The 22533-nt window shown below is 33.5% G+C and carries 25 protein-coding genes and 4 pseudogenes; 6 read left to right on the top strand and 23 right to left on the bottom strand.

What is annotated here, in order from left to right; translation table 11 throughout:
• Positions 1-179: 179 nt before the first annotated feature.
• The 3 genes and pseudogenes from ACQ9BO_RS03420 to ACQ9BO_RS03410 form a co-directional block, all read right to left on the bottom strand.
• Positions 180-626, bottom strand: coding sequence for a DUF6527 family protein (locus ACQ9BO_RS03420; RefSeq protein ID WP_431243637.1), 447 nt, complete (start codon positions 624-626; stop codon positions 180-182).
• Positions 607-1787 (bottom strand): annotated as a pseudogene (locus tag ACQ9BO_RS03415) (ThiF family adenylyltransferase). The gene ACQ9BO_RS03420 and the pseudogene ACQ9BO_RS03415 overlap by 20 nt, the downstream one beginning before the upstream one ends.
• Positions 1762-2445: a multiubiquitin domain-containing protein gene (locus ACQ9BO_RS03410; RefSeq protein WP_431243636.1), complete on the bottom strand. Its 684-nt coding sequence runs from the start codon at positions 2443-2445 to the stop codon at positions 1762-1764. The pseudogene ACQ9BO_RS03415 and the gene ACQ9BO_RS03410 overlap by 26 nt, the downstream one beginning before the upstream one ends.
• A gap of 521 nt (positions 2446-2966) precedes the next feature.
• Here ACQ9BO_RS03410 and ACQ9BO_RS03405 point away from each other — a divergent pair.
• Both ACQ9BO_RS03405 and ACQ9BO_RS03400 read left to right on the top strand, forming a co-directional pair.
• Positions 2967-3314 (top strand): helix-turn-helix domain-containing protein, encoded by a 348-nt coding sequence (locus ACQ9BO_RS03405; protein ID WP_431243635.1) that lies wholly within the window; start codon positions 2967-2969, stop codon positions 3312-3314.
• The gene (locus ACQ9BO_RS03400) at positions 3314-3829 is read left to right on the top strand and encodes an ImmA/IrrE family metallo-endopeptidase (protein WP_431243634.1); all 516 of its coding nucleotides are present in this window, start codon (positions 3314-3316) and stop codon (positions 3827-3829) included. The genes ACQ9BO_RS03405 and ACQ9BO_RS03400 overlap by 1 nt, the downstream gene beginning before the upstream one ends.
• A 72-nt stretch (positions 3830-3901) precedes the next feature.
• Here the strand turns inward: ACQ9BO_RS03400 and ACQ9BO_RS03395 are convergent, their stop codons facing one another.
• On the bottom strand, positions 3902-5098 hold the full coding sequence (locus ACQ9BO_RS03395; RefSeq protein ID WP_431243633.1) for an aminopeptidase C: 1197 nt from the start codon (positions 5096-5098) through the stop codon (positions 3902-3904).
• Positions 5099-5376: 278 nt separating this feature from the next.
• On the opposite strand from ACQ9BO_RS03395, the gene ACQ9BO_RS03390 reads away from it, so the two are divergent.
• From ACQ9BO_RS03390 to ACQ9BO_RS03380, 3 genes are all read left to right on the top strand, one after another.
• Positions 5377-6174, top strand: coding sequence for a helix-turn-helix transcriptional regulator (locus ACQ9BO_RS03390; protein ID WP_431243632.1), 798 nt, complete (start codon positions 5377-5379; stop codon positions 6172-6174).
• A gap of 77 nt (positions 6175-6251) precedes the next feature.
• Entirely contained in the window at positions 6252-6851 is a 600-nt protein-coding gene (locus ACQ9BO_RS03385) for a lysostaphin resistance A-like protein (RefSeq protein WP_431243631.1), read from the top strand.
• Between the two features lie 25 nt (positions 6852-6876).
• Positions 6877-7113 (top strand): hypothetical protein, encoded by a 237-nt coding sequence (locus ACQ9BO_RS03380; RefSeq protein ID WP_431243630.1) that lies wholly within the window; start codon positions 6877-6879, stop codon positions 7111-7113.
• An 82-nt stretch (positions 7114-7195) separates the two neighbouring features.
• On the opposite strand, the gene ACQ9BO_RS03375 is transcribed toward ACQ9BO_RS03380, so the two are convergent.
• The 19 genes and pseudogenes from ACQ9BO_RS03375 to ACQ9BO_RS03285 all read right to left on the bottom strand — a co-directional run bounded on the left by ACQ9BO_RS03375 (position 7196) and on the right by ACQ9BO_RS03285 (position 21724).
• Positions 7196-7969, bottom strand: coding sequence for a BamA/TamA family outer membrane protein (locus ACQ9BO_RS03375; protein WP_431243629.1), 774 nt, complete (start codon positions 7967-7969; stop codon positions 7196-7198).
• A gap of 138 nt (positions 7970-8107) precedes the next feature.
• Positions 8108-8356 (bottom strand): hypothetical protein, encoded by a 249-nt coding sequence (locus ACQ9BO_RS03370; RefSeq protein ID WP_431243628.1) that lies wholly within the window; start codon positions 8354-8356, stop codon positions 8108-8110.
• A gap of 76 nt (positions 8357-8432) precedes the next feature.
• Positions 8433-9017, bottom strand: coding sequence for a SphA family protein (locus tag ACQ9BO_RS03365; protein ID WP_431243627.1), 585 nt, complete (start codon positions 9015-9017; stop codon positions 8433-8435).
• A complete protein-coding gene (locus ACQ9BO_RS03360; protein WP_431243626.1) occupies positions 8993-9409 on the bottom strand; it encodes a hypothetical protein in 417 nt (138 codons plus the stop codon). The genes ACQ9BO_RS03365 and ACQ9BO_RS03360 overlap by 25 nt, the downstream gene beginning before the upstream one ends.
• A gap of 75 nt (positions 9410-9484) precedes the next feature.
• Positions 9485-9781: a helix-turn-helix domain-containing protein gene (locus tag ACQ9BO_RS03355; protein WP_431243625.1), complete on the bottom strand. Its 297-nt coding sequence runs from the start codon at positions 9779-9781 to the stop codon at positions 9485-9487.
• 379 nt (positions 9782-10160) lie between these two features.
• Positions 10161-10469 carry a hypothetical protein gene (locus ACQ9BO_RS03350; RefSeq protein ID WP_431243624.1) on the bottom strand — a complete coding sequence of 103 codons (309 nt, stop codon included), beginning with the start codon at positions 10467-10469 and terminating at the stop codon, positions 10161-10163.
• 335 nt (positions 10470-10804) lie between these two features.
• The gene (locus tag ACQ9BO_RS03345) at positions 10805-11392 is read right to left on the bottom strand and encodes a DUF4136 domain-containing protein (protein WP_431243623.1); all 588 of its coding nucleotides are present in this window, start codon (positions 11390-11392) and stop codon (positions 10805-10807) included.
• A 262-nt stretch (positions 11393-11654) separates the two neighbouring features.
• Positions 11655-12757, bottom strand: a pseudogene (locus ACQ9BO_RS03340) (DUF2252 domain-containing protein).
• 20 nt (positions 12758-12777) lie between these two features.
• Positions 12778-12960: a DUF2252 family protein gene (locus ACQ9BO_RS03335; RefSeq protein WP_431243622.1), complete on the bottom strand. Its 183-nt coding sequence runs from the start codon at positions 12958-12960 to the stop codon at positions 12778-12780.
• 163 nt (positions 12961-13123) lie between these two features.
• Positions 13124-13948: a hypothetical protein gene (locus ACQ9BO_RS03330; protein WP_431243621.1), complete on the bottom strand. Its 825-nt coding sequence runs from the start codon at positions 13946-13948 to the stop codon at positions 13124-13126.
• A gap of 52 nt (positions 13949-14000) precedes the next feature.
• A complete protein-coding gene (locus ACQ9BO_RS03325) occupies positions 14001-14705 on the bottom strand; it encodes an HAD family hydrolase (protein WP_431243620.1) in 705 nt (234 codons plus the stop codon).
• A complete protein-coding gene (locus ACQ9BO_RS03320; protein ID WP_431243619.1) occupies positions 14651-14989 on the bottom strand; it encodes a hypothetical protein in 339 nt (112 codons plus the stop codon). Before ACQ9BO_RS03320 ends, ACQ9BO_RS03325 begins: the two co-directional genes overlap by 55 nt.
• 92 nt (positions 14990-15081) lie before the next feature.
• Positions 15082-16095, bottom strand: a complete 1014-nt coding sequence (locus tag ACQ9BO_RS03315) for a sulfatase-like hydrolase/transferase (protein WP_431243618.1) — start codon at positions 16093-16095, stop codon at positions 15082-15084.
• On the bottom strand, positions 16083-16748 hold the full coding sequence (locus ACQ9BO_RS03310) for a sulfatase-like hydrolase/transferase (protein WP_431243617.1): 666 nt from the start codon (positions 16746-16748) through the stop codon (positions 16083-16085). Before ACQ9BO_RS03310 ends, ACQ9BO_RS03315 begins: the two co-directional genes overlap by 13 nt.
• A gap of 450 nt (positions 16749-17198) precedes the next feature.
• Positions 17199-18632, bottom strand: coding sequence for a pyruvate kinase (gene pyk / locus ACQ9BO_RS03305; protein WP_431243616.1), 1434 nt, complete (start codon positions 18630-18632; stop codon positions 17199-17201).
• On the bottom strand, positions 18580-19125 hold the full coding sequence (locus tag ACQ9BO_RS03300) for an IPExxxVDY family protein (protein ID WP_431243615.1): 546 nt from the start codon (positions 19123-19125) through the stop codon (positions 18580-18582). Before ACQ9BO_RS03300 ends, pyk begins: the two co-directional genes overlap by 53 nt.
• A 125-nt stretch (positions 19126-19250) precedes the next feature.
• Positions 19251-19988, bottom strand: a pseudogene (rnc, locus tag ACQ9BO_RS03295) (ribonuclease III).
• Positions 19989-19997: 9 nt separating this feature from the next.
• A pseudogene (gene fabF, locus ACQ9BO_RS03290) lies at positions 19998-21252 on the bottom strand (beta-ketoacyl-ACP synthase II).
• A gap of 235 nt (positions 21253-21487) precedes the next feature.
• Positions 21488-21724, bottom strand: coding sequence for an acyl carrier protein (locus ACQ9BO_RS03285; RefSeq protein WP_007137004.1), 237 nt, complete (start codon positions 21722-21724; stop codon positions 21488-21490).
• Positions 21725-21899: 175 nt separating this feature from the next.
• On the opposite strand from ACQ9BO_RS03285, the gene purN reads away from it, so the two are divergent.
• Positions 21900-22463 (top strand): phosphoribosylglycinamide formyltransferase, encoded by a 564-nt coding sequence (gene purN, locus ACQ9BO_RS03280; protein ID WP_431243614.1) that lies wholly within the window; start codon positions 21900-21902, stop codon positions 22461-22463.
• Positions 22464-22533: the final 70 nt, after the last annotated feature.

Below are 22533 nucleotides of genomic sequence, written 5' to 3'. Positions count from 1 at the left end.
AACATATAAAAAAAAGCGCCACAATTTCTTGCGGCGCTTTCTATATTTTTAAAATCAGAACAAAATTAAATCCCTAATTTCTTAGCAATTTCAGCAGGAATTCCGCCTTTAACCAGTTTCACATTTAACTAGATTTTTTGGTCACAAACAAAACCAGAAACTTACATTTTTACAAAACATCAAAATAATTTTCTACACAAGCTCTTTAATCTACTCCACCAAGGAATCAGTTTTTCAGATTCATTATTAAAAACAAATTCTTTTTCTCTATTATCATTTTCAAAAATCTGTTTTTCATAAAACTTAGCCTTAAGCTTCTTATCTTGATCTCTATTATTCGTAATTTCCTCTTTATCCCATTTTGAAGAATATATAATTTTATTTCTAATAATCCAATAATGGGATTGACATTCAAAACTCCAATTACCAATTGAAGGATTTAAAGAAACCGATTCTCCATCATAATTTATATCCCAATCTGTAGGCGAAAATGGAGTCACAACTTCATTACCGCAACCACAAATACATTTATGGATAGCCGTCCCATACTCCATAGAAATATACAACATGTAATCTTCCAGAACATCGGGAATTGATGTAACGAATTTATATTTGATAGTCTCCATTAGATAATTCCGCTACATTTATAGAATAAGTACTATGACACTCTTCAAGAAGATCTTGATAAAAACCAGATAATTTTTTCCATTTTATCACTGCCAAGAGAGCATTAAGAGCATTTAAGTCAGCTATCTGTATATTAGTGACGTACTCATTTTGAAAAGATTCTTCCACAGGAATTCTTTTCTCTAAATGATCCTTTTTTTCAGGCGTACAAGTTGTTGCCCTAACAATACCAATCAACTTATCATCAACTAATTCCACACCTAGGCCTACATCAATGAAAGGCACTTTAAATTTGATCAATTCTTCAATTATTTGCTTTTTAGCAGAGTTATTATCAATACAAATAAACACAAATGACATTTTTTCCAAAAAATGGATATTATCCTTTGTGACATATTCAACATGCGGAACAATTCCTTTATGCATTTTCGAATATATCTCACTAAAATAAATTGCTTTCTTCTTCATGTCATTAAGATCATCCAAGGAAGGTGCGCCAGGCGAGCGAAAGGCATTATGCTGAGAAAAATCATCAGCATCAAAAAGATGGATTTCCGTAACATGGTTCTTAGCAACTTGATCTAAAATATATGATCCTGTCCCTCCTAATCCTATTATAGCTATTTTTTGACCATTAAACTTCTCATTTAGTTTCATAATATTAGCCCTGCTAGAATTAGTATCAAAATAATTAAAAACACTTGTCGTCTGATTACCAACAAAAGGTTTAAAAGTAGTTGCTGTAACCGAAGAATCTAATGATTTTGCCGGAACAGAGATTATCTGAACATACTTTGTGAACTTTTCATAGTAATCGTCATAATAGCCTTTAGAAGGTTTACTCGAAAAATAATGATTCCCCACAATTCCTTCCCATAATATTTGGTTTGGACTCTTATTAAGAATTTCATTCATTGGCACCCCATTCTTATGACACGGCATCTCTCCCATAAAGAACATTGTATGATCAGGAGGTCTCGACAATTGAAATTCTGAAGCAAGGTTTAAAGGACAAATTAAAACTCCAAACTTTACCTCTTTTTTTCATTTACATAAGGTATGTGGTGGATACATACGTACCCACCGTTAATTTCTAATTCATACCCCTCATCTCTGAGTTTTTTTAAGTCTAAACTAAGATTTATCTGTGGCTGTAGCATTGAAAATCATTTTATTGGTTACATACACATAATCTCCTTTTGCCATTTCTCCTTTTGGATTTTGCTTCGGTCCTTTAACATAGGTCACTGTATAAGCTTTATTTCCATCATTCGAATTTCCGCCAGCTAATGCAACAACTTCTTCAAAAGTTATTGTTCTTTTCTCCCAAGACTTATCCCTTCCGTTAACTATAATAATTAAAGTATCTGGTTTCTTTGAAAAGAAATTCTCCTTACCCGGTCTTGCCAAATCAATAATTTCATCATCAGTTATAAAATCATCTTCATAACCTTCTGGTAAATCCAAATACAAATCATCATTTGGATTAATTTTCCCAAGTTCTCTTACCTGCATACCTCTTATAAACTGTTTATACCAAACAAAAGGCTCTTTGTTAATTGTGAAATGCAATTTCTTCTTAACAAAAAAATATTCCTTATCAGGTCTTGCAAGATTTACAGATTTATCATTTTCTATAAGCTCATCTTCATATGGTTTTGCAACAGAAAGATATAGTTCAGTTTCTAAAGGAATACCTTTTAATTGTTTTAATTCAGCTCCTGTTTTATATTGATCGAATGTTTCGAATTTTTCTCCTTCTATTATAAATTCAAGAGGTTGTTTTAATTTTTGAGCTTCAGCTCCTTTATTTTCCATATTAATACGGTTTTTTAAATTTTTAAAATAAGAATTCTGTGCCGCTTTATCATTTCGACGATAATTAATTGAATTTCAATTCACTTAAATACTAATAGATTGCTTATTCTAAATTTTTAAATTATACCAAACAGGGAAAAAACACTATCCTAAGATGCATTTCATCGAAATTAACTTAAAAAACTTGTATAATATTTCTGAAGAAGTTACTTTTGAATTTCCACATAGAAAAATAACTTTAGAAGCTAAGCAGGCTCCTGTTTTACTTTCAAAAAATTTTACAAGTCAGGTTAATCCCTGACTTTTTTTATTCTCAATACTCAACATTATACTTTAAGTATATTACAAATGTAAAAAAAAATCCATACATGTTTATAAAATTGTATTTTTTTTAATTGTTTGTAATACAAACATAGTTTGCTTCGTAAACAAGTCTTGCCAAGTACAATATTATTTTTATCTTTGCGTTATTATTTGCACATTTTTAGTGTGGTTAATATATTTTTATCGTAAATTAGAATATGAAAAATTTCAATTCAATATTATACAAGATTCTCGGTAGTAGAATAAAAGCTCAACGAGAAGCTCTTAATATGAATCAAATAGAATTAGGTGAAAAAGCTGAGATTGGAAGAACTTCCATTTCAAATATTGAACAAGGGAGACAAAAACCGCCACTATCTGTAATTTATCGAATTTGCCACGAATTAGGTGCAGATGTAAGAACAATATTACCAACTCATCTAGAAATTGAACATAAAATTGCACAAACAAAGAGTGAAGGTTCTTTAGAAAAATTCTTTGAAATGTATGATTTAGACGAGAAAACTAAAAAAGACATAGACGATTTATTTAAAGATAAAAATTAATGATTTATAGACATATTGAAGAAAAGGCAAAATCCATTTTAATAGAAGAAGGATTTTACTACCCCGGTTTTGATATTTTCAAATTAGTAAAAAACTTAAATATAGAACTTATCAAAAAAGAATTTGAAAGTGATATTTCTGGACTTCTGGCTATACAAAACAATAAAGTCATTATCTCGTATAATAAATTAGAAGACCCCAAAAGACACCGATTTACTGTAGCTCATGAATTAGGTCATTATTTCTTGCACTCAAATAATCAACCACTTTTTATTGATAAAACACCAAAAGTGATGTATAGAAACAATACTTCCACAACAGGCGAAGTATTAAAAGAGAGAGAAGCTAATGCTTTTGCGGCGGCTATTTTGATGCCTGAAGAATTAGTTGTAAAAGCTTTGGAAAATTGTTTAGTCGGCGGTGAGGCAATTATAAGAGAGTTAGCAAGAGATTTCAAAGTTAGTGAACAAGCAATGTCTTTTCGTTTATCCAATCTTGGATATTATATAGAATAGACATTCGGCATAATAAAAAAAGCGCCCCAATCAAAGATTAGGGCGCTTTTTTTCTATAAAACTCTAAGGCCATTAAACCCCTAATTTCTTAGCAATTTCAGCAGGAATTCCGCCTTTGTTTACTAACAATGCTGTAGTTTTATATTTCACGAAATTTTTGGTTACAAACAAGAAACCTTTGTAGTCATTAGTTTCTCCCCAAGAATTTTTTACGATATAATATTCTTTTCCAGTTTGATCTTTTGCAATACCAATAATGTGCATTCCGTGGTCGTCTGTTGTTGTGTAGTTATCAAACGCCGCTTGACGCATTTCTGGAGTAATTTCTGGTTCTGCTTTTGGTCCGTTGAACATGTCTGCTTTTTCTTCAGCTGTCATGTCATCGAATTTTTTTGTTGGAACATAAGCCACACCATTTTTCCAGCTAAAGCTTTTCTCGCTTACGTCAGTTGCCCAAGCTACTGTATATCCTTTTTTCAAAGCATTGTCGATCACATCAGTCATGTCATTTACTTTTACATTGTAAACTTGATCTAATGACCAGTTGTCTGGCACCATCATAGTTGTTTTTTGGTAATATGGTGTATTTGTAAAAGATGACATTTCTACATAATCATCTGGATTAATTCCCACGACTTCTTTAGCAAAAGATTGTGGTGTATAGTTTTTCCCTTTGTAGTTGAAGTTTTCTGGCACTTTTCCTAAATACGAATCAATAACTGCGCTGTATGCTTTTTGCCAGTTTGGCGTCAATTCACCATTTGGGTTTTTAACTACTGCCGAAAGTACTCCTTCGATAAGAGCTCCCATTTCAGCAAATTTATTTTTGTCTGTTCCGTAGTTTAATCCTGTGTAAACTTCTCTTGGAACAGTTCCGTATTTTTTATACATATTGATTACATCGTGCAATGCACCACCATCGCCAAGCGTAATTGCACCGTGCATACGAACATAATTGATTCCTTTTTCAACATATACATTTCGTGCAGAATAAATTTGAGACAATTCAACTGGCTGTTTTCCTAAACGAATCATTTCTGACTCCAAAAATGAGTTTGTTGAATAACTCCAGCAAGTTCCAGATGATCCTTGAGATTTTACGGATGTTGTTCCTAAGTTAATTACTTCAGTGAATTTAAAGTTCTCTTTACTTTTATCACTTGCATTCAACTTTAATGAATTTACCAAAATGTCTTGTGCAAAACAGCCGCCTACTCCAATCAAAAATGCAGATGCGACAAAAACTGATTTCATTGTATTTTTATACATAATCAAAGATTTAAATAAGTTGACTTATCAGTCGTCTAATTTTATTTTTGTTACAAATCAATTAAATATCAGTTAAAAAAACTATTATTTTTCCGTTAATTTTTATACAATATTTTTATTATGCATTAAAACCTTACAAATAATGTAATCTGTTTTTTTTTAAATTAGATAATGTAGCAATTAGATAATTTTCTTTAAAATCTGAATTTTAAAATACTAGTTATTATTTACAAATAAGTAGTATTTTAGTTCTTGAAAATGCCACATCAAAACCGGACATGTACGAACTGGAAAAAGAAACTTACTTAGGCAATACAAAAAACATCTTCAATACCCAACAGGGAATTGCAGTTGTTGAGACTGAGTATCAAAATAAAGTTTATGAAGGTTGGCATTCGCACAACAATGCACATATAACACTTTTCCTGAAAGGTGGCACAACAGAAAAAAGAAAAAATTCCAGCGAAACAGTTGGGCCTGGTTCTTTATTATTTTATCACAGCGACGAACTTCATTTAAATCAAAATACGCTTTTCCCTTCTCGAAATATCAATATTGAAATTGAAGAAAATCTCTTGACAGAACTTCATCTAAACGAAGCAACAATCGAAAAAGCCGTTCAAAACAGTTCGCTTGCCAAATTCTTGATTCTGAAAATCTTTAAAGAAACACGATCTGCGGATGTTTTTACTAATGATAATGTCAAAATGTTATTTTCTCAATTGTCAAATACCAATGAGCATTTGGAACGATTCGAGAAGAGTCCGTTCTGGGTAAAAAGTCTCAATGAATTATTGAATGACTGTTGGAATGAAAACCCGAATTTAAAGGATCTTGCTCAGGTTTTAAATCTCAACCCGATTACCATTTCAAAACATTTTCCAAAATACTTTGGATGTACTTTGGGTGAATATATGCGCCGAATCAAAATTAACCGTTCGCTTTCGCTGATACAATCTCATGAAATCAATTTGACAGAAATCGCTTTAGAATGTGGCTTCGCAGATCAAAGCCATTTTATCAGAACTTTTAAAAACCAAACTGGATTTTTGCCCAAACAGTTTCAAAAATTATAAAGAGGCAAATTTCATTCTATTTTTTGTTTTTAATGCCACATACTTTTGTCTCATCATAAATCATTAAATACAATCAAATGGAAACGCTTACTCTAAAACAGAAGACTTTTAATTCTCCTATAACAAAAATCATTCTTGCCTTGCTTACTTTTATGGCAGTTGTTATTATTAGTCAACAAATTGCTGTAAAATTACTTGCCTTTACGACGCTTGAAAAAGATTACCGAAACCTTTTAAAAGGGCTTTTTGTTTCTGCTTTATGCATTTTCAGTTACATTCTTTTCTTTAAAAAATATGACAAGAGAACAGTCGAAGAATTTTCTGGAAAAGGAATTGCAAAAAATCTTATTCTTGGTACTCTCATTGGTTTTACTTTACAATCTCTCACTATTTTAGTAATATTCCTAAACGGAAATTATAGTGTTGTGAACATTAATCCAATTTCATTCATTCTGATTCCTTTTACTATTATGTTTACTGTTGCCATTATTGAAGAAATATTGGTACGTGGAATTATCTTTAGAATTGTGGAAGAAAAACTGGGAAGTTATATTTCTCTTATCATATCGTCAGTACTATTTGGCGTTTTTCATTTGGCAAATCCTAATGGTACTTTGATTTCATCAATATGCATAACTATGGCAGGTTTTATGCTGGGAGCAGACTTTTATTTATAGCCGTAATTTATGGTTTCCAATAGCCTTGCATTTTGCTTGGAATTTTACACAATCCGGAATCTATGGTGCAATAACATCTGGAAACGAAAAAACAAATAGTTTATTGAATGCTAAAATACAAGGTCCAGAATTCATTACCGGAGGAGAATTTGGTCCTGAAGGATCTATTCAGGCAATTGTATTCTGTGCAGTAGGAGCAATTGTATTATTGGCTTTAAGCCGAAAAGAAAACAAAATTATCAAACCTTATTGGAAGAAATAAAAAACAAACTCCCGACAGTTATTGTCGGGAGTTTCACTATTTACTTTGTTACTTTGTTACTTTGTTACTTTTACCAAAAAATTCACCTCATCCAATTGCTTCCGAAAACAATATAATAGGCCCAATCTTCATTTCCTTTTGCAACATCAATTCCCATTCGAAGTTTAAATTTTCGGGCAATTAAATATCTAAAACCTGTTCCGTAACTGTAAACAACAGGTTTGGCAAAAGCTTGATCCCAATCATCAAAAGCACTTGCAAGTCCTCCAAATCCCATTAAACTCCATCTTCGGTACAAATCCCAGCGAAACTCGAGTTCGTTTACAATACTGGTTTTTCCTTGATATCGAGCCGTTGGAATTCCTCGTAAATTAATTCCGGGTCTTAAATAAAAAGGCGGACTCCCAAACGCCTGCTCCCCTTCAATCCTGAGCCCACCTATTAATTTGTCTGTTATTGGATAATAACCTATTGCAGATAAATTGACGCGCCAAGAATTATAATCACTTCCGATTCCTTTGTCTGACCAAAAGAAATCTGATTGAATGCGTATTCCTTTATCTGGTGTAAATATATTGTCGCGACCGTCAAATTGAAGCGCTCCTCCTAACTGACTTACCGTACTTTTAATATCGCCGGGCTTAACAAACGGAGGCGGAAGATTAAAGTCTGGCAAATTTATTTTAGAATTTAAAAACAAATATTGTGGTCCGGCGCTCCATTTTGCATTTTTAAATTGTTTCAGCCATTGCGTATAAAAAACCGTAGATCTAAAATTCAATTTAAATTCCTGATCATTTCCAGTAGGAAGATTATTTGCATAAAAAGAAAGGTTTACATTGCCATATGCGAGCACCTACACGATATAATATTTTTGGTTTTATCAAGGTTGCCGAACGAAATCCTCCGGCCATCCAGCTATTATTGGCAGTGTACATTCCGAATCCTCCGGTTATATCTGGATTTATAAAGCGTTTTTTGCCATCTTCTTCTATTACCGGTGCGTGTTTTTTAGAAAAATAGGCGCTAATGCCCCTCCAAATCCTCCTAAAGCCGGCTCAGATATAATAGCCGGAACTACAAGAAAACCATTTGCGTAGATAAGAAAATTACTCAAATCGATAGCGCCATCAAGAGAATCTTTGAAGCGCATATTTTTAGGTGTTTGTGATGTTGTTGCTGTTGTTGTCTGCGAAAACATTCCGGAATAGGACAAGAGAAACACAGGGATAATTAATCTCATTTTCCAAATACTTATTCGATCAAAAAGAGCCTTTTTTTCATTGCAAAATATGTTTTACCTGTAAATAGAAAATTGATTATTTCGGTTGTTCTTTTTGAAAACTAAATACATGCGCAAGTGTTACAAAAAAGGTATTTCCCTGAAATCTGTTAACAGCTCCAATCTCTGAAACCCAGCGTAGCCCGGCTGTGGTTTTGCACCCAATATGAAAATAATTTACCTCAGCTCCTAACGCTCCAACTCTGTCTTTATGTGGTTCCAAAAGCAACGTGCCTGCTGGTATTTCATCATTTGATACTTTATACTGTAGATAATATATTAATCCCGCATTCAATATTCCAGTTGGGGCAGTTTTCTCGGCATTCATCGTATAAAAAGTTTTTCCCAAACCTCCTTCGATACTTAAAATGTCTCCGGTTTTTATATTAGTATCTTTCTTTTTTCCGTTGATTTCATAAGCGACCAAAATCGAGAAATGAGTTGTTTTTTTGTCATTAAAAAACAACGTCGTTCCTCCTGAAAATTCGTTCATAAACATTCCTAATCCGCTATTGTCACTTCCTCCAAATTCATATTTTCCAGTAGGAAGATACAATTGATAACTAAAAACAAAATCGGCTCTTTTATGATGCCAACCTAATTGAATAGGTTGTACAAGCATATCAGTAAAAGCAAAAGAACTTTTGAATCTACATAACTTCCTTGAATTGTGTTTGATGCAAAAGCAACCAAAACGGTCGCCCCATAATTTGCGCCAAGAATCTTAAAATCAGTCACATAATTTGCACCTACACCAGTTAAAAACATATTAATATCCGGATTTGCGATAGATTTGTCTCCATCAGCATTTCGCAAAGAACCTGCTTCATAAAAATATCCTGGTACATATACGGTCAGCATATTTTCTGGAGCCTGCGTTCCAGATTGCAGTCCAGAAGACCCAAGAATGTGTCCGCCTTTAAGCTGTGCACTTCCTGAAAAACACATCATTAAGATTGAAAATACAATAACTGATTTTTTGATTTGTCTATACCGATTTAATTTCGTTTTCATTGTTTTAATATTTTAAATTAATGAGACTTGGACAAATTATATCTATAAACTAATTCCATCAGCTTAAATGGTGTTTCAAACAATTTGTATGCTTTTCTCTGGATTCATTCTGATAACTTTAAAATATTCTGAAGGTGATTTTCCGGTATGCTTAATAAAAGCTCTAAAACAAGTTGTTCTCGATTTAAAGCCAGATCCCCAAGCCATTCCTTCAAGAGAAAGATCTTTCCATTCTGGATCGTTAATTTTTTCTTTGAAATATTCAATTCTTTTCAAGTTTACATAGTCTTGAAAATGAAGTCCAAATTCAGAATTAATTAAATTCGAAAGATGATGCACCGATATACCTGTTTCGTCAGCAATATCTCTCATGACCAAATCTTTTTTAAGGAAAAGTTGTTTTGATGCAAAAATTTCTTCCAATTGTTGCAGGTACTGTTGTTTTTTTCGACCGTTAAATCTTTTACGATCGGCAACACATTTTTTGCTTCGTTTTCTTGTATCAGCAATAGTTTTTCTTCGACAATTTCAAAGTTATTGTTAATCTCATTTGTGCTTGAATCATAAAATATATTAGGATTAAAGTAAAGCCAACCCACTGTGAAAATCAGCACAAATGAAATCAAGACATAACACGACAAATCAACGGTATAAACACTGCTTACTAAAAAATAATGAACAAAAAGGGCTGAAAACATAAACAATACCATCAAATTATAAACTCGGATCCAGTTAATAATTTTTATTCTGTTTACATGGTTTTTTTGAATTTCTCTAAATCATAATTTAAAACCATCATCGTTTGGCTAAATGCATAAATGAGCCAAATTGACAAACTCAACATTGAAAATGGGCTTTTGATTATGTCCGAAATGTTTTGTGCCAACGGAAAATGAGCAAAATTCCCAATCCAAACACAAAATGTCAATCCAAAATAAACAAGAAAAGGCACGAAATGAAGCCAATCGTATTTTTGAAAAATATCCTCTGTAAACAATAAATTACGGATATATAAAAAAGCACAAGGCGCCACCAAAAACATGAAAGATTTCGTGATCATAAAAAAATCAGGAAAAAATTAAGCACATTTGCCGACAAATAAAAATTATATATACTGACAACAGCAAGGCTAAACAAAAACAGTCCTAAAAAGAAACTCTTTGAATAATTTTTTTAGAAAACAACACCATAAATGATGTTGCAAAGCCAACCATTGTAGCCATAAAAAAGAAAAGAGAGAGTACTATATCCAGCATATATCATTTGTTTAAAAATTAATAATTGCCCTTTCTTTTAAAATTTATTTTTAAGAGAAAGTAATGTACCATAACAGATAAAAGCTATACTTATCTGGAAACGACCAGATAAGTATTATGGCTTTTTATAGAAATAAATTTATAAGTTATTTTTTAGCGAGACCTGGGGAAAGCCTTCTAAGATTTTCTTAATTGCACCAGCAATAAATTCTTCTGGATTGTCTGGCTTGCTGTCAATTTGAGCATTACCTATTCCTTGCCAAACTAATTTTTGTGTTTTAGTAGAAACAATATCGATTACAAGCGAACCATCAACATAATCGTAAGAATTAAATGTTGTGGTACCACCGCCCATCATAGCGCCACCGCCCCAATATCCGTATGGACGATACATTCCGCCATAGCCATAAAAATTAGTATCGGCTGTAACTTGAGTTTTGTTTTTTAATATAGAAACTGCATTTACTTTTAAATCTGGATTATCAGAAGATTCGACAAATCCTTTGGCAGTCATTTCAGCACGAATGGCTTTTGCAACACGATCCACATTTAATTGATTTACTTGACCTTCTTGAGCTTTCAAATCATATACAGCAAAAGTTTTGTATTGACTGAAATTGGCTGAGTGATCATAATCAGTGGTGACTTTTACAGTAGGAGAACAACTGTAAAATAATCCCAATAAAACTAACGGAATTAGGCGAAGATTTGTTCTTTTAATATTCATTGTTGTGGTATTTAAATTAATAATTAAATTAGTTTAACTCGAATGTATTAAAATCAAAAAAATCTTTGGGGCATTAAAACAATGTAAAATAACTGTTAATTTAACACAAACAACTATTAAACAAGGCTTTAACTTAACCTAAAGGTATATTATTTTCTTTAATTAACATAGTTTATTGCAAAAAATCTTACTTATGATGTTTGAGAGATTCATTCTAGAAGCTTTGATTTTTTTATTTCTTTGAAAAACTATATTAATCTAACTAGACTTCTGCCGAAATTGGCAGACGTCCTTCTTTTACAGCATCGACCATTTTATTGTAATCCAATTCATTTTGATGTGCATATAGTATTGAAAATTTAGAAATGGCATTGGCAAACTCATTATTGTTTCCAATATATCCTGACAAAAGCGACGGATCACCAGATCTTGCATGCGCCCGTGCAAGAGCCCATCCACAGGCTTTTGCGTAATCGGCCATATTATCGGCTTTCATAATTTCAATAACTGGTTTTATTTTAGCATCACGAAGCTGACGGATATAAAAATATTTGCCTTTATCATCATTAGTCCAACCTAAAAACATATCTGGCGCTGATTGCATTAATTTTTGTCCCATTACAATTCGCTCGCCTTGATGTGAATATTTAGCCTTGATTTTTACATTGGCTTCTAATACACTTTTTCGTGCTTCTTTAAATTGCAAAAAAATAGGTTCTCCCGTTGCCGACATTAATAGACTGATTCCACAGAGCGTTCCAACACTTCCTACACCTACAACTTTTATGGCAAAGTCATGCATGGTATATCTGCTTAACAAAACTTGTTTGTCTTCGGGCAATGATTCGACATATCTTTTGTGAACCTGTTTGGCTTCTCGCATTGTATAACTAACTTCATCTTTAGATGGATGATAAATTAATGGCGGATCATCTTTTATTTTGGCACGAGTTCCATCTAAATACGTCATTTTTGCAAATTCTTTTTCATGAGCAATAGATTCGGTCGCTTTTTTATTCTTTTTTGCTGAAATTCTTTCAATTCTTCATCTTTACCAAGATCAATAAGCTCCGTTAAGTCAATATCAGCATACCAGATTTGAAGTGCCGATAATTTACTATAATCCAGCATATGTCTTTTATAACTGTCTGCAACATGCCAAGCGAATGCTTTACAATCTTTAGTAGAAAACTTTCGCCATTTTCCCGCTATCGCAAAACTTGTTGCCAGTCTTTTTACATCCCATTCCCAGGGTCCTTGAAATGTTTCATCAAAATCGTTAATATCAAAAACCAACTTGCGTTCTGGAGTTGCAAAACCACCAAAATTCATTAAATGACAGTCACCGCAAAGCTGTAAATGCATTCCCGTATTTGGTGTACTTGCTAAATCTGCTCGCCATAATTGCTGCTCGCTCCTCTATAAAAGGCAAACGGCGATTCAATCATTCTTCGATATCGGATTGGCAATAAACTTTCAAGTCTGCCGATACTTGTTTGAATCAAAATAGCTACTGGATCTTCACGATCTTCAGGTGGTGCCCATTCTTGGTGTGAAGAACGAGGCACAATTTTCCTGATCGGCTGCTCCAGTATCGTAGCGTTCTGCTTTTGATGCTAATCGATCGAATTGGCTTTCTTCTTTATATTTAGACTCATCATTCATAATTTATAATGTAAAAAGATCTCGATTTTCTAAAATTTTTCTAATTAAGAAATCAGAAAACAATTTTTAAGATCCGGGAAATATAAATGCTACCACTGCTCTTAATCCCCAATCTGGTCTTATGCTTGAATGTCCAACAATTGGTATTAAAGGCATAACAGCAAATTGCATGGTCTGGCCACCTAATTTTGTTATTGCTCCAACATTTGGGCTAACTGTGATAAGAGTTGTATTTCCTTGCCAGTTTTGAGTAATTTCAGAAGTAAAACCTAAACTTGCGCCACTTTTATAACTATGTGATAGAAATATTTGAGTGTAAAACTGATTGAAATCTGCTCTGTCTGCATTTCCTGCAACAGACCAAATTTGATTGGCTAAAAAACCTATAGAAAGTCCTTTTCCTTGATGCATAACCAAAACGCTGGGTCCAATTCCGAATTTTTCTGTTCCTAAAAGTTTTTCTGTAGCGGTTGGTACTAAAAATGCAGGACCAACTCCAAGGATAATTCCTTTAGTTTTAGGAGCAAAAAAAGCAGTTACTGTTGCATCGCTCAAACCAAACTCATGAGTGTTTTCTCCTGTAACATCCTGCTGATCTACAACAGGAAGTATATAACGAGTAATTAAATTCAGATTTTCACTTAATTTGAATGGAACAACAGGTTGGATATTGATCTGATATTTTGACCCATTATAAGCGCCAATTCCGTAAGTAAGATTATTTTGCAACGGAACACTAATTAAACTTGCCACAGGATTTGCCATTTTGTCGGCGAGTTCCTGCGCACTAGCTCCTGCTTTTTCTTCTTGAGCGAATGCTGAAAAATTTAAAAGAATTAAAAATATACTGAATAAAAATTTTGATGCGGAATATATTCTAGTGCAGTTCATAATAGTTCTTTTAAAGATTTAAATAGGCTTTGATTTCTGATGAAACTCACAATTATTTATCGGCAAAAACCTTTTTCCAATCGTCCTTCATGCTTACAACATGGTATTTGTATTTTGCGGCAGTGTTTAATGAAAGATTGTCTTTTTCCTGATAATTGTATTCTCTTATAGAATCGTTATGGTTTACAATTAATTGAAAAGATGGATATTTACTCCCCGAAGAATATCTTAACATGGCAAGATCTCCAGCTCCGCCTTCATTTCCGCAAGCAAAAACTGGTCGTTGCCCAATGTGCAATTGTATGCCGACAGGTTTTCCTTCTTTGTCATTAAAATGATCTAAAGCAGGTTCTCTTAAAACTGTATTTTTGGCATCATCAAATTTATATTTGAAAGAAGTTCCAACAACCTGATCTTTTGGAATTCCGTAAAAATCCTGAGATATAGCGCGCACCAATTCAATCGTTCCACCGGTAACAATGAAAGTTTTGAAACCATTTGCGCGCAAATAGTTCAAAAGCTCCAATTGAGGCTGATATCTGATTTGTTTTAGCGGAACATTTTTCCCTGGATATTGGGCTCCTGAAAAGAACTCTTTTGTCGATGCTTCAAATTCATCTTCTGTCATTCCGGTATGCGTTGCGGCAACTAATTCGATAAGTGCTTTATCGCCGCCCTTTTCAAAATAGGTTTTGTCTTTTTCTACAACTGCTTTAAAAGGTTGTTTCTGTGCCAAAGCCGGATTGGCTTCGACCATTTTTTTACTCTATAAAAAGCAAAAAGTTCTTGTACATAAGGTTTTTCAGCCCAAAGTGTCCCGTCATTATCAAATGTGGCAATTCTGCTTTCTTCCGGAATAAAATCTGGACTTCCTTCTTTAGTTACTTTTTCAACATAAGCAATAATGTCTTTTTTTAAAGCACCATCATCCCAGCTTGGCAAAGGATCTCCGCTTGTAACTGCAGTCGCTGTATTATCTTTTGGATTAACAGCAGTGCTTTCTTCTGATTTTTTACATGAAATAAATAAAAAAAGAAGCATCGGTATTAGTACTATTTTTTTATGCATAACAAATACTTATTAAGTGAAAGAAACAGGACGTAAAAAGTCCTGTTCCTTTTAATTATCTCTATTTATTTTTTCTTTTTAGAAGTTTCTTCGGCCTCTTCTTTTAATTTAGGCATCACATTTTTTTCTATATATTGTTTTGCTTTAATATCTTTCATCGCTTCTTCCATAATAGTATAAGCAGAGAAGCTTGGCGGAATTGATCTTGGAGGATATTCTTTAAATGTTTCTGCAAATACAACTACATCTTGTATCGCTCCATACATCATTTGTACGTGGTTTAACTGCCATTCCCAAAATGAATTAGACGTTATATCGGCTCTTTCATAAGGATCTTGATACAAATTGAATATTTTTTGCAAACGCAGTTTAGTAAATGGTTCTGCCCAAACTCCCATTGTACCTTCAAGACGCTGTTCTGCAAAAACATATTTGTAATCTCCCTCCCTTAAACCAACTAGCAAACCGTCATCATCTGTATAGAAGAATTTATCTCTGGCGCTTTTTGGCGTTTTTCCTTCTAAAAATTTGCTTTGGTCATAACCATCTAAATGTACTTTATAGGTTTTTCCGTTTGCGGTATAACCTTTTAAAAGTTTATTTGTTAGATCAGGCTCTCCCGCGATAGAAGCCAAAGTTGGGATCCAGTCGTTATGGCTCATCAATTCAGTAGTTACAGTTCCTGGTTTAATATGTCCTGGCCAACGAACGATACAAGGTACACGGAAAGCTCCTTCCCAGTTTGTATTTTTTCTGAACGATATGGTGTCATAGCGAGCATCTGGCCATGTATTCATGTGAGGGCCATTATCCGTAGAGTAAACAACAATCGTATTATCAGCAATTCCTAAATCATCTAATACTTTTAAAATGCTTCCAATAGTTTCATCGTGTTCGATCATACCATCAATATATTCACTGTCGCCATGCGTATATCTTCCCCTATGTTCTGCTCTAACGTGTGTACGAAGGTGCATACGAGTGGCATTGAACCAGCAGAAAAATGGTTTTCCAGCCGCGTTTTGTCTTTTAATAAAATCGATAGCCGCCGCAGAAGTTTCATCATCTACAGTTTCCATTCTTTTTTAGTAAGTGCTCCTGTGTCTTCAATTTTTTGTTTTCCAACTCTTCCAAAACGAGGATCAGTTGTTGCATCATCAACATTTGTTGCCGTGCATTTTAGAACACCTCTTGGCCCAAATTTTTTCAAGTATTCTGGATCTTTAGGATAATCTGGCAATTCTGGTTCTTCTTCAGCATTTAAGTGATACAGGTTTCCGAAGAATTCATCAAAACCATTTACAGTTGGCAAACTTTCGTTACGATCTCCAACATGGTTTTTACCAAATTGTCCTGTCACATAACCCAAATTTTTCATAATTCCACCAATAGACGGATCTAATTGACTCATTCCCATTGGTGCTCCTGGAAAACCAACTTTTGTCAATCCAGTTCTAAGACCATGCTGTCCTGTTAAAAATGCGGCACGACCTGCAGTACAGCTCTGCTCTCCATAATAATGAAGAAAACGCAATCCTTCATTCGCTAAGCGATCAATATTAGGGGTTGTGTATCCCATAACTCCATCACTGTAGGCACTGATGTTTGTAGTTCCAATATCATCACCCCATAATATCAAGATGTTAGGTTTTTTCTGAGCGTTAACCTGAACAACTGTGAAGCATGCTAATGCTAAGTGCATTATCGCAATTCTAAGTTTACTTTGTTTCATGGCATTAAGATTTATTTATAATTAATTGTTATAGTACGCTTACAAAAAAATTTAATATGCTTAAGTATTTTCTAAATAAAAACCATCATTTGCGAAACATTGTCCATTTATTCATCACTGATGCCGATGAATTTAAAATCAAGAATTTTCTTAATTTTTTTATTAAAACAGACTCAAAATTAGAGAATAAAAATCCGGATTATAGTATTTTCTGACCGTTACATGGTTTCATTTTATAAAATGAAACGTTAAAAAGTGAAGATTTCAATTATTTGTTATAGGATTTAACAGAATTTGTTTAACAAAAGTAATACTTTCCAATTCCGTAAATTGCTAAGTGTGTTCGAGAACTTTTTTGATTCAACATTGTATTCAGCTAAATAGATAAAAAAAATGGCCAAAAAAAAGCCATTCTCTCGAATGGCTTTTAGTATATCTTAAAAAAGATGACTATTCTATTTCAGAAACTCTCATGGTATTCACCATTCCTTTATCTTTAATCGGCATTGCGACAAGATTGATCAAATAATCACCTTTTGTTGCATATCCTTTATCAACTGCAATTTTGTTTACATCAGTAACAGTATCATCTGTACTTTCATCATTATCATAGAAGAAAGATTTTACTCCCCATAATAAATTCAATTGTGTTAAGATTCTTCTGTTTGAAGTAAATACCAAAATGTGAGCTGTCGATGGTCTCCAAGCCGAAATTTGGAAAGCAGTATAACCGCTATTTGTCAAAGTACAAATCGCTTTTGCATCGATTTCATTTGCCAATAAAGTCGCTTGGTGACAAACTGTTTTAGTAACAAAACGTTTTGTTTTGATTTGTGGTGTATTTTGAGGTACTTGAATAAGCGGAGAGTTTTCTACAGCTTCGCAAATTTGCGCCATTTTTTGAATTACTTGAACCGGGTAATTTCCTGTTGCAGTTTCTCCAGACAACATTACAGCATCAGCACCGTCCATTACAGAGTTTGCAACGTCGTTCACCTCAGCTCTTGTTGGAGTCAAACTTGTAATCATTGTTTCCATCATTTGTGTAGCAACGATAACAGGAATTCTAGCTGTTTTTGCTCTTCTGATCAAATCTTTTTGTACCAATGGCACTTCGTGAGCAGGAAGCTCAACACCAAGATCTCCACGAGCAACCATTAAACCATCGCAATATGCTACAATTTTGTCCATATTCTCAAGAGCTTCTGGCATTTCAATTTTAGCAACGATCGGAATTTTGTATTCAGAATGTTTGGCGATTAATTCTTGTAAATCTTGTAAATCGCGAGGGGTTTTTACGAATGAAAGTGCGATCCAATCTACTTTTTGCTCAATTGCAAAAATCGCATCAGCAATATCTTTTTCAGTTAAAGCTGGCAAAGAAATTTTAGTGTTTGGAAGATTAACTCCTTTTTTAGATTTTAATTCTCCACCTTGAATAACTCTAGCAACAACTTCTGTTTTTTTGTCTGTTGAAACAATTTCAAAAATAAGTTTACCATCGTCAAGCAAAATACGCTCTCCCGGATTCACATCATTTGGGAAATTTTGATATTTCATGAACACTCTTTTTGATGTTCCTATAATATCTTCAGCAGTAGTAAAAGTGATTTCGTCTCCATCATGTACTACTGTTCCTTCTTCCATTACTCCAACTCTAAGTTTTGGTCCTTGCAAATCTCCAAGGATTGCTGTTGTATAACCAAACTCTTCATTTAAGCCTCTAATGATATCGATTTTTTCTTTTACTCCTTCGTAATCTGCATGCGAAAAATTGATTCTAAACACATTAACCCCTGCCTCGATCATATCCTTGATAATCTCTCTTGTACTACATGCGGGACCAAGTGTAGCAACAATTTTGGTTTTCTTGTTTGTTAACATTTTTTTTAAAAATTAGATTGTTTTTTGATTTTATTTTATTTGTATCGACGGCATAAATAGCCGCAACACTCTCTATGGTATTTAATTGTTGTTGAATTTCTGAAAAATTTAGAGTTTCCTCGCTATTCTCTATTTTCAGGAAAAAATCTACTTTTTTGAATTCAGGAAGTAAATGAATTGTTGTTGAAACCTCACTTGTTTCATTAGAAAACAAATTCTGGAAATCATTTGTACTCACTGAAATGATTTCATTTTTATTCTGAATTAAATTCCATGAAACTGCTTTTTCGGAATCATAATAATAAAATCTAGAAAAATTTGCTTCTCCTTCTTTCGTCTGAGCATGAATCTCGTTTTTGCTCTTACTTAAGTTTATCGGAAGGATTTTATTGATAAAATAGGCCAGTCTATAATCTTCTAATGAAGTATGAATTGCCATTAAATAATAATCAATTTCGTCAAATTCGTCTAAATCCAATCTATGAATTGCCATGTCATGAAAAATCAAGTTGTAAATATACTATTTCTAACGGAGCATCAATAGTTATGACGTGGTTGTTTTTGTTAATTTATAAACGAAAACGTTATAGCTTTAAGATAGTTACAGCATTTTTGTAGCTATTTCTTGTCTATTTTCTCCTGAAATGCAAAATAAGCTCTTTGTGATGCTTTCTCTTCTGCCTTCTTTTTTGAAGTTGCTCGCGCTCTTGCGATTACTTTATTGTCTATACTTAATTTTACTCCAAATAAGCGCTGACCGTCAATACCGTTATCCTCAAAAATGTCATAGTGAAAAACTCTTTTTCTTTTTGACACCATTCGATAACCAAACTTTTATAACTAATAACTTTTCCTTCAAGTCGAGCAATATCAACATACGGCGTAATTACTCTTTTTGAATAAAACGCTCGCAGAAAGAATATCCTTTGTCTAAATAAATTGCACCAACTAATGATTCGAAAATATTACCATGGATGTTTTCTCCAAAATGCTGAATTGGCACTTTGCTCTCCACAAAGCGAACTAAGTTCAAGTCTTTTCCGAGTTCATTCAAATGTTCGCGACTCACGATTTTAGAACGCATTTTGGTCAAATACCCTTCGTCTCCGTTTGGCGCTTTATTAAACAAATGTGCGACAATTACGGCACTTAACATGGCATCACCCAAAAATTCCAATCGTTCGTAATTTATCGGTTGTCCATGTTCATCTAACTTATTTGATGATCTGTGTGTAAAGGCTTTTCTATAAAATTCAATATTGACCGGCGGAAAACCAAGAATTTTCTGAATAGTGTCAAAAAAATCCCGTCTTCTAGAGAACGGGATTTAGAAAATATTTTTTTGATAATATTCATATACGAAAATTAGTCAACGAATTTTTTAAACAATACACAAGCATTGTGTCCACCAAAACCAAAAGTATTGCTCATCGCAACATTTACCTCTTTTTTTGAGGTTTGTTTAAGGTAAGATTCAAAGATGGATCAATTTTTTCATCCACAACACTATGATTGATCGTTGGAGGAACAATTCCGTGTTGCATTGCCAAGATTGAAGCAATTGCCTCAATAGCTCCAGCGAGCACCAAGTAAATGTCCTGTCATTGATTTTGTTGAATTGATATTGATATTTTTAGCGTGATCACCAAAAACTGCACTAATTGCTTTTAACTCAGCAACGTCTCCTAATGGAGTTGAAGTTCCGTGAGTATTGATGTGGTCAACTTGATCAGGCGTCATTCCAGCATCTCTTAAAGTATTTTCCATTACGGCAATAACTCCAATTCCTTCTGGATGTGGCGCTGTTAAGTGGTATGCATCAGATGACATTCCGCCACCACCAATTTCGCAATAGATTTTTGCACCTCTTGCTTTTGCATGCTCGTAATCTTCAAGAACCAAAGCTCCTGCTCCTTCACCTAAAACGAAACCATCTCTAGTTGCGTCAAAAGGTCTTGAAGCCGTTTCTGGACTTTCATTTCTTGTAGATAAAGCGTGCATTGAGCTAAAACCTCCCATACCAGCAATGGTAACAGCCGCTTCAGAACCTCCAGATACGATAACATCACACATTCCTAAGCGAATGTAGTTGAAAGCATCAATTAATGCATTTGCAGATGATGCACATGCAGAAACTGTTGTATAATTTGGCCCCATATAACCATTACGCATAGAAATATGTGCAGGAGCAATATCAGCGATCATTTTTGGAATAAAAAACGGATTGAATTTTGGAGTTCCATCGCCTTTCGCATAATACATTACTTCTTCTTGAAAAGTCTCTAGACCGCCAATACCTGCTCCCCAGATAACACCAACTCTTTGTTTGTTTACGTTATCGTTTGTGATTCCAGCATCTTTAATAGCTTCATCACTGGCGAGCAATTGCATATTGAGCAAATTTATCTAGTCTTCGAGATTCCTTGCGATCCATGTAATCTTCAATATTGAAGTTTTTCACTTCGCAGGCAAATTTCGTTTTATGCTTCTCTGTATCATAATATGTGATAGGAGCGGCTCCGCTTACTCCATTCACAAGTGCATTCCAATATTCCTGGATATTATTCCCTATAGGAGTAAGTGCACCTAATCCTGTTACAACAACTCGCCTTAATGCCATAAATTTGTATTTTGTACTTTAAACAAATAAAACCCACGCTTTCTTAACATAATGTTACTTAAGAGCCATGGGCATTACAATATAAATATATCTTATTGATTGAAAATCAATCGAATTTTAATTTTAAAAAAATAATAACACCCGACTCTTAAAAATTTCAAAAATCAAAAAACAAATTCCAACTGGAATATGGAATTTCAAAAATTGGGATTTTTAGAAATCGGGTGTGGTATTATTATTTTTTTGCTTCCTCGATATAAGAAATAGCTTGACCTACAGTAGCAATGTTTTCTGCTTGATCGTCTGGAATTTGAATATCAAATTCTTTTTCGAATTCCATAATAAGCTCAACAGTGTCTAATGAGTCAGCTCCTAAATCATTAGTGAAGCTTGCTTCTGTTACAACTTCGTTTTCGTCAACACCTAATTTGTCTACGATAATCGCTTTTACTCTTGATGCAATGTCTGACATAATCTTTAATTTTAGAATTTAATTTGTTGGCAAAAATAAAAAACTTTATTTTAAAACCATGATTTAGTTAATAAATGTAACACTAATTTATAAAATTAATTTCAAGAAAGGTCTTTTAAAGCTATTTATTTTCGATTTTTATTCCGTTTTTTGCACTCTCAAAACACACAACTTTATGAAAAAAATTATTGTTTTTGCCTCAGGATCAGGAACTAACGCAGAGAACATTATAAAATATTTTTCAAACACCGAAATTGCTAAGGTCGTTTCGGTCTTCACAAATAATGCTACGGCAAAAGTGATTGAAAGAGCAAAAAATCATCAAATTCCAGTCGAAATTTTCTCAAAAAATGAACTTTTAGAAAGAAACGTACTACAAAAAGTGCAAGAAATCGACCCGGATTTGATAATCTTGGCTGGTTTCTTATTGAAATTCCCAGAAAACATAATCGAAAAATATCCAAACAAGATAATCAACATACATCCAGCACTTTTGCCTAATTATGGAGGCAAAGGAATGTACGGAATGCACATACACAGAGCCATAGTTAACAATAAGGAAAAAGAAACCGGAATCTCTATTCATTATGTAAACGAAAACTACGACGAAGGCGCCATTATCTTTCAAGCAAATGTTGCTTTAACCGATGAGGATACTCCTGAAACCGTGGCAGAAAAGATTCACGAATTGGAACAAAAACATTTTCCTGAGATTATTCATAGAATCCTAGAAGAATAAATATCAAATTCAAAAATCAATTGCAATTACAAAAATCATCCCGATAGCTATCGGGACTGAAATCTAAAAT

It is taken from the genome of Flavobacterium sp. P21, assembly GCF_050632225.1.
In the GTDB taxonomy this organism is placed as follows: domain Bacteria; phylum Bacteroidota; class Bacteroidia; order Flavobacteriales; family Flavobacteriaceae; genus Flavobacterium.
The sequence above is the reverse complement of the archived record's forward strand: the minus strand, read 5'-3'. Positions and strand labels throughout refer to the sequence as shown.

Excerpts from the sequence above, each read along its gene's own strand:
- ACQ9BO_RS03355 (WP_431243625.1), bottom strand. The coding sequence starts at position 9,781 with ATGAGAGATATTGCTGACGAAACAGGTATATCGGTGCATCATCTTTCG.
- ACQ9BO_RS03365 (WP_431243627.1), bottom strand. The coding sequence starts at position 9,017 with ATGCTTGTACAACCTATTCAATTAGGTTGGCATCATAAAAGAGCCGAT.
- ACQ9BO_RS03325 (WP_431243620.1), bottom strand. The coding sequence starts at position 14,705 with ATGGTCGAAGCCAATCCGGCTTTGGCACAGAAACAACCTTTTAAAGCA.
- pyk (WP_431243616.1), bottom strand. The coding sequence starts at position 18,632 with ATGTTAACAAACAAGAAAACCAAAATTGTTGCTACACTTGGTCCCGCA.
- ACQ9BO_RS03345 (WP_431243623.1), bottom strand. The coding sequence starts at position 11,392 with ATGAATATTAAAAGAACAAATCTTCGCCTAATTCCGTTAGTTTTATTG.
- ACQ9BO_RS03400 (WP_431243634.1), top strand. The coding sequence starts at position 3,314 with ATGATTTATAGACATATTGAAGAAAAGGCAAAATCCATTTTAATAGAA.
- purN (WP_431243614.1), top strand. The coding sequence starts at position 21,900 with ATGAAAAAAATTATTGTTTTTGCCTCAGGATCAGGAACTAACGCAGAG.
- ACQ9BO_RS03300 (WP_431243615.1), bottom strand. The coding sequence starts at position 19,125 with ATGGCAATTCATAGATTGGATTTAGACGAATTTGACGAAATTGATTAT.
- ACQ9BO_RS03385 (WP_431243631.1), top strand. The coding sequence starts at position 6,252 with ATGGAAACGCTTACTCTAAAACAGAAGACTTTTAATTCTCCTATAACA.
- ACQ9BO_RS03360 (WP_431243626.1), bottom strand. The coding sequence starts at position 9,409 with ATGAAAACGAAATTAAATCGGTATAGACAAATCAAAAAATCAGTTATT.
- ACQ9BO_RS03285 (WP_007137004.1), bottom strand. The coding sequence starts at position 21,724 with ATGTCAGACATTGCATCAAGAGTAAAAGCGATTATCGTAGACAAATTA.
- ACQ9BO_RS03310 (WP_431243617.1), bottom strand. The coding sequence starts at position 16,748 with ATGAAACAAAGTAAACTTAGAATTGCGATAATGCACTTAGCATTAGCA.
- ACQ9BO_RS03320 (WP_431243619.1), bottom strand. The coding sequence starts at position 14,989 with ATGCTTCTTTTTTTATTTATTTCATGTAAAAAATCAGAAGAAAGCACT.
- ACQ9BO_RS03405 (WP_431243635.1), top strand. The coding sequence starts at position 2,967 with ATGAAAAATTTCAATTCAATATTATACAAGATTCTCGGTAGTAGAATA.
- ACQ9BO_RS03390 (WP_431243632.1), top strand. The coding sequence starts at position 5,377 with ATGTACGAACTGGAAAAAGAAACTTACTTAGGCAATACAAAAAACATC.
- ACQ9BO_RS03315 (WP_431243618.1), bottom strand. The coding sequence starts at position 16,095 with ATGGAAACTGTAGATGATGAAACTTCTGCGGCGGCTATCGATTTTATT.
- ACQ9BO_RS03420 (WP_431243637.1), bottom strand. The coding sequence starts at position 626 with ATGGAGACTATCAAATATAAATTCGTTACATCAATTCCCGATGTTCTG.
- ACQ9BO_RS03370 (WP_431243628.1), bottom strand. The coding sequence starts at position 8,356 with ATGAGATTAATTATCCCTGTGTTTCTCTTGTCCTATTCCGGAATGTTT.
- ACQ9BO_RS03395 (WP_431243633.1), bottom strand. The coding sequence starts at position 5,098 with ATGTATAAAAATACAATGAAATCAGTTTTTGTCGCATCTGCATTTTTG.
- ACQ9BO_RS03330 (WP_431243621.1), bottom strand. The coding sequence starts at position 13,948 with ATGAACTGCACTAGAATATATTCCGCATCAAAATTTTTATTCAGTATA.
- ACQ9BO_RS03410 (WP_431243636.1), bottom strand. The coding sequence starts at position 2,445 with ATGGAAAATAAAGGAGCTGAAGCTCAAAAATTAAAACAACCTCTTGAA.
- ACQ9BO_RS03350 (WP_431243624.1), bottom strand. The coding sequence starts at position 10,469 with ATGATCACGAAATCTTTCATGTTTTTGGTGGCGCCTTGTGCTTTTTTA.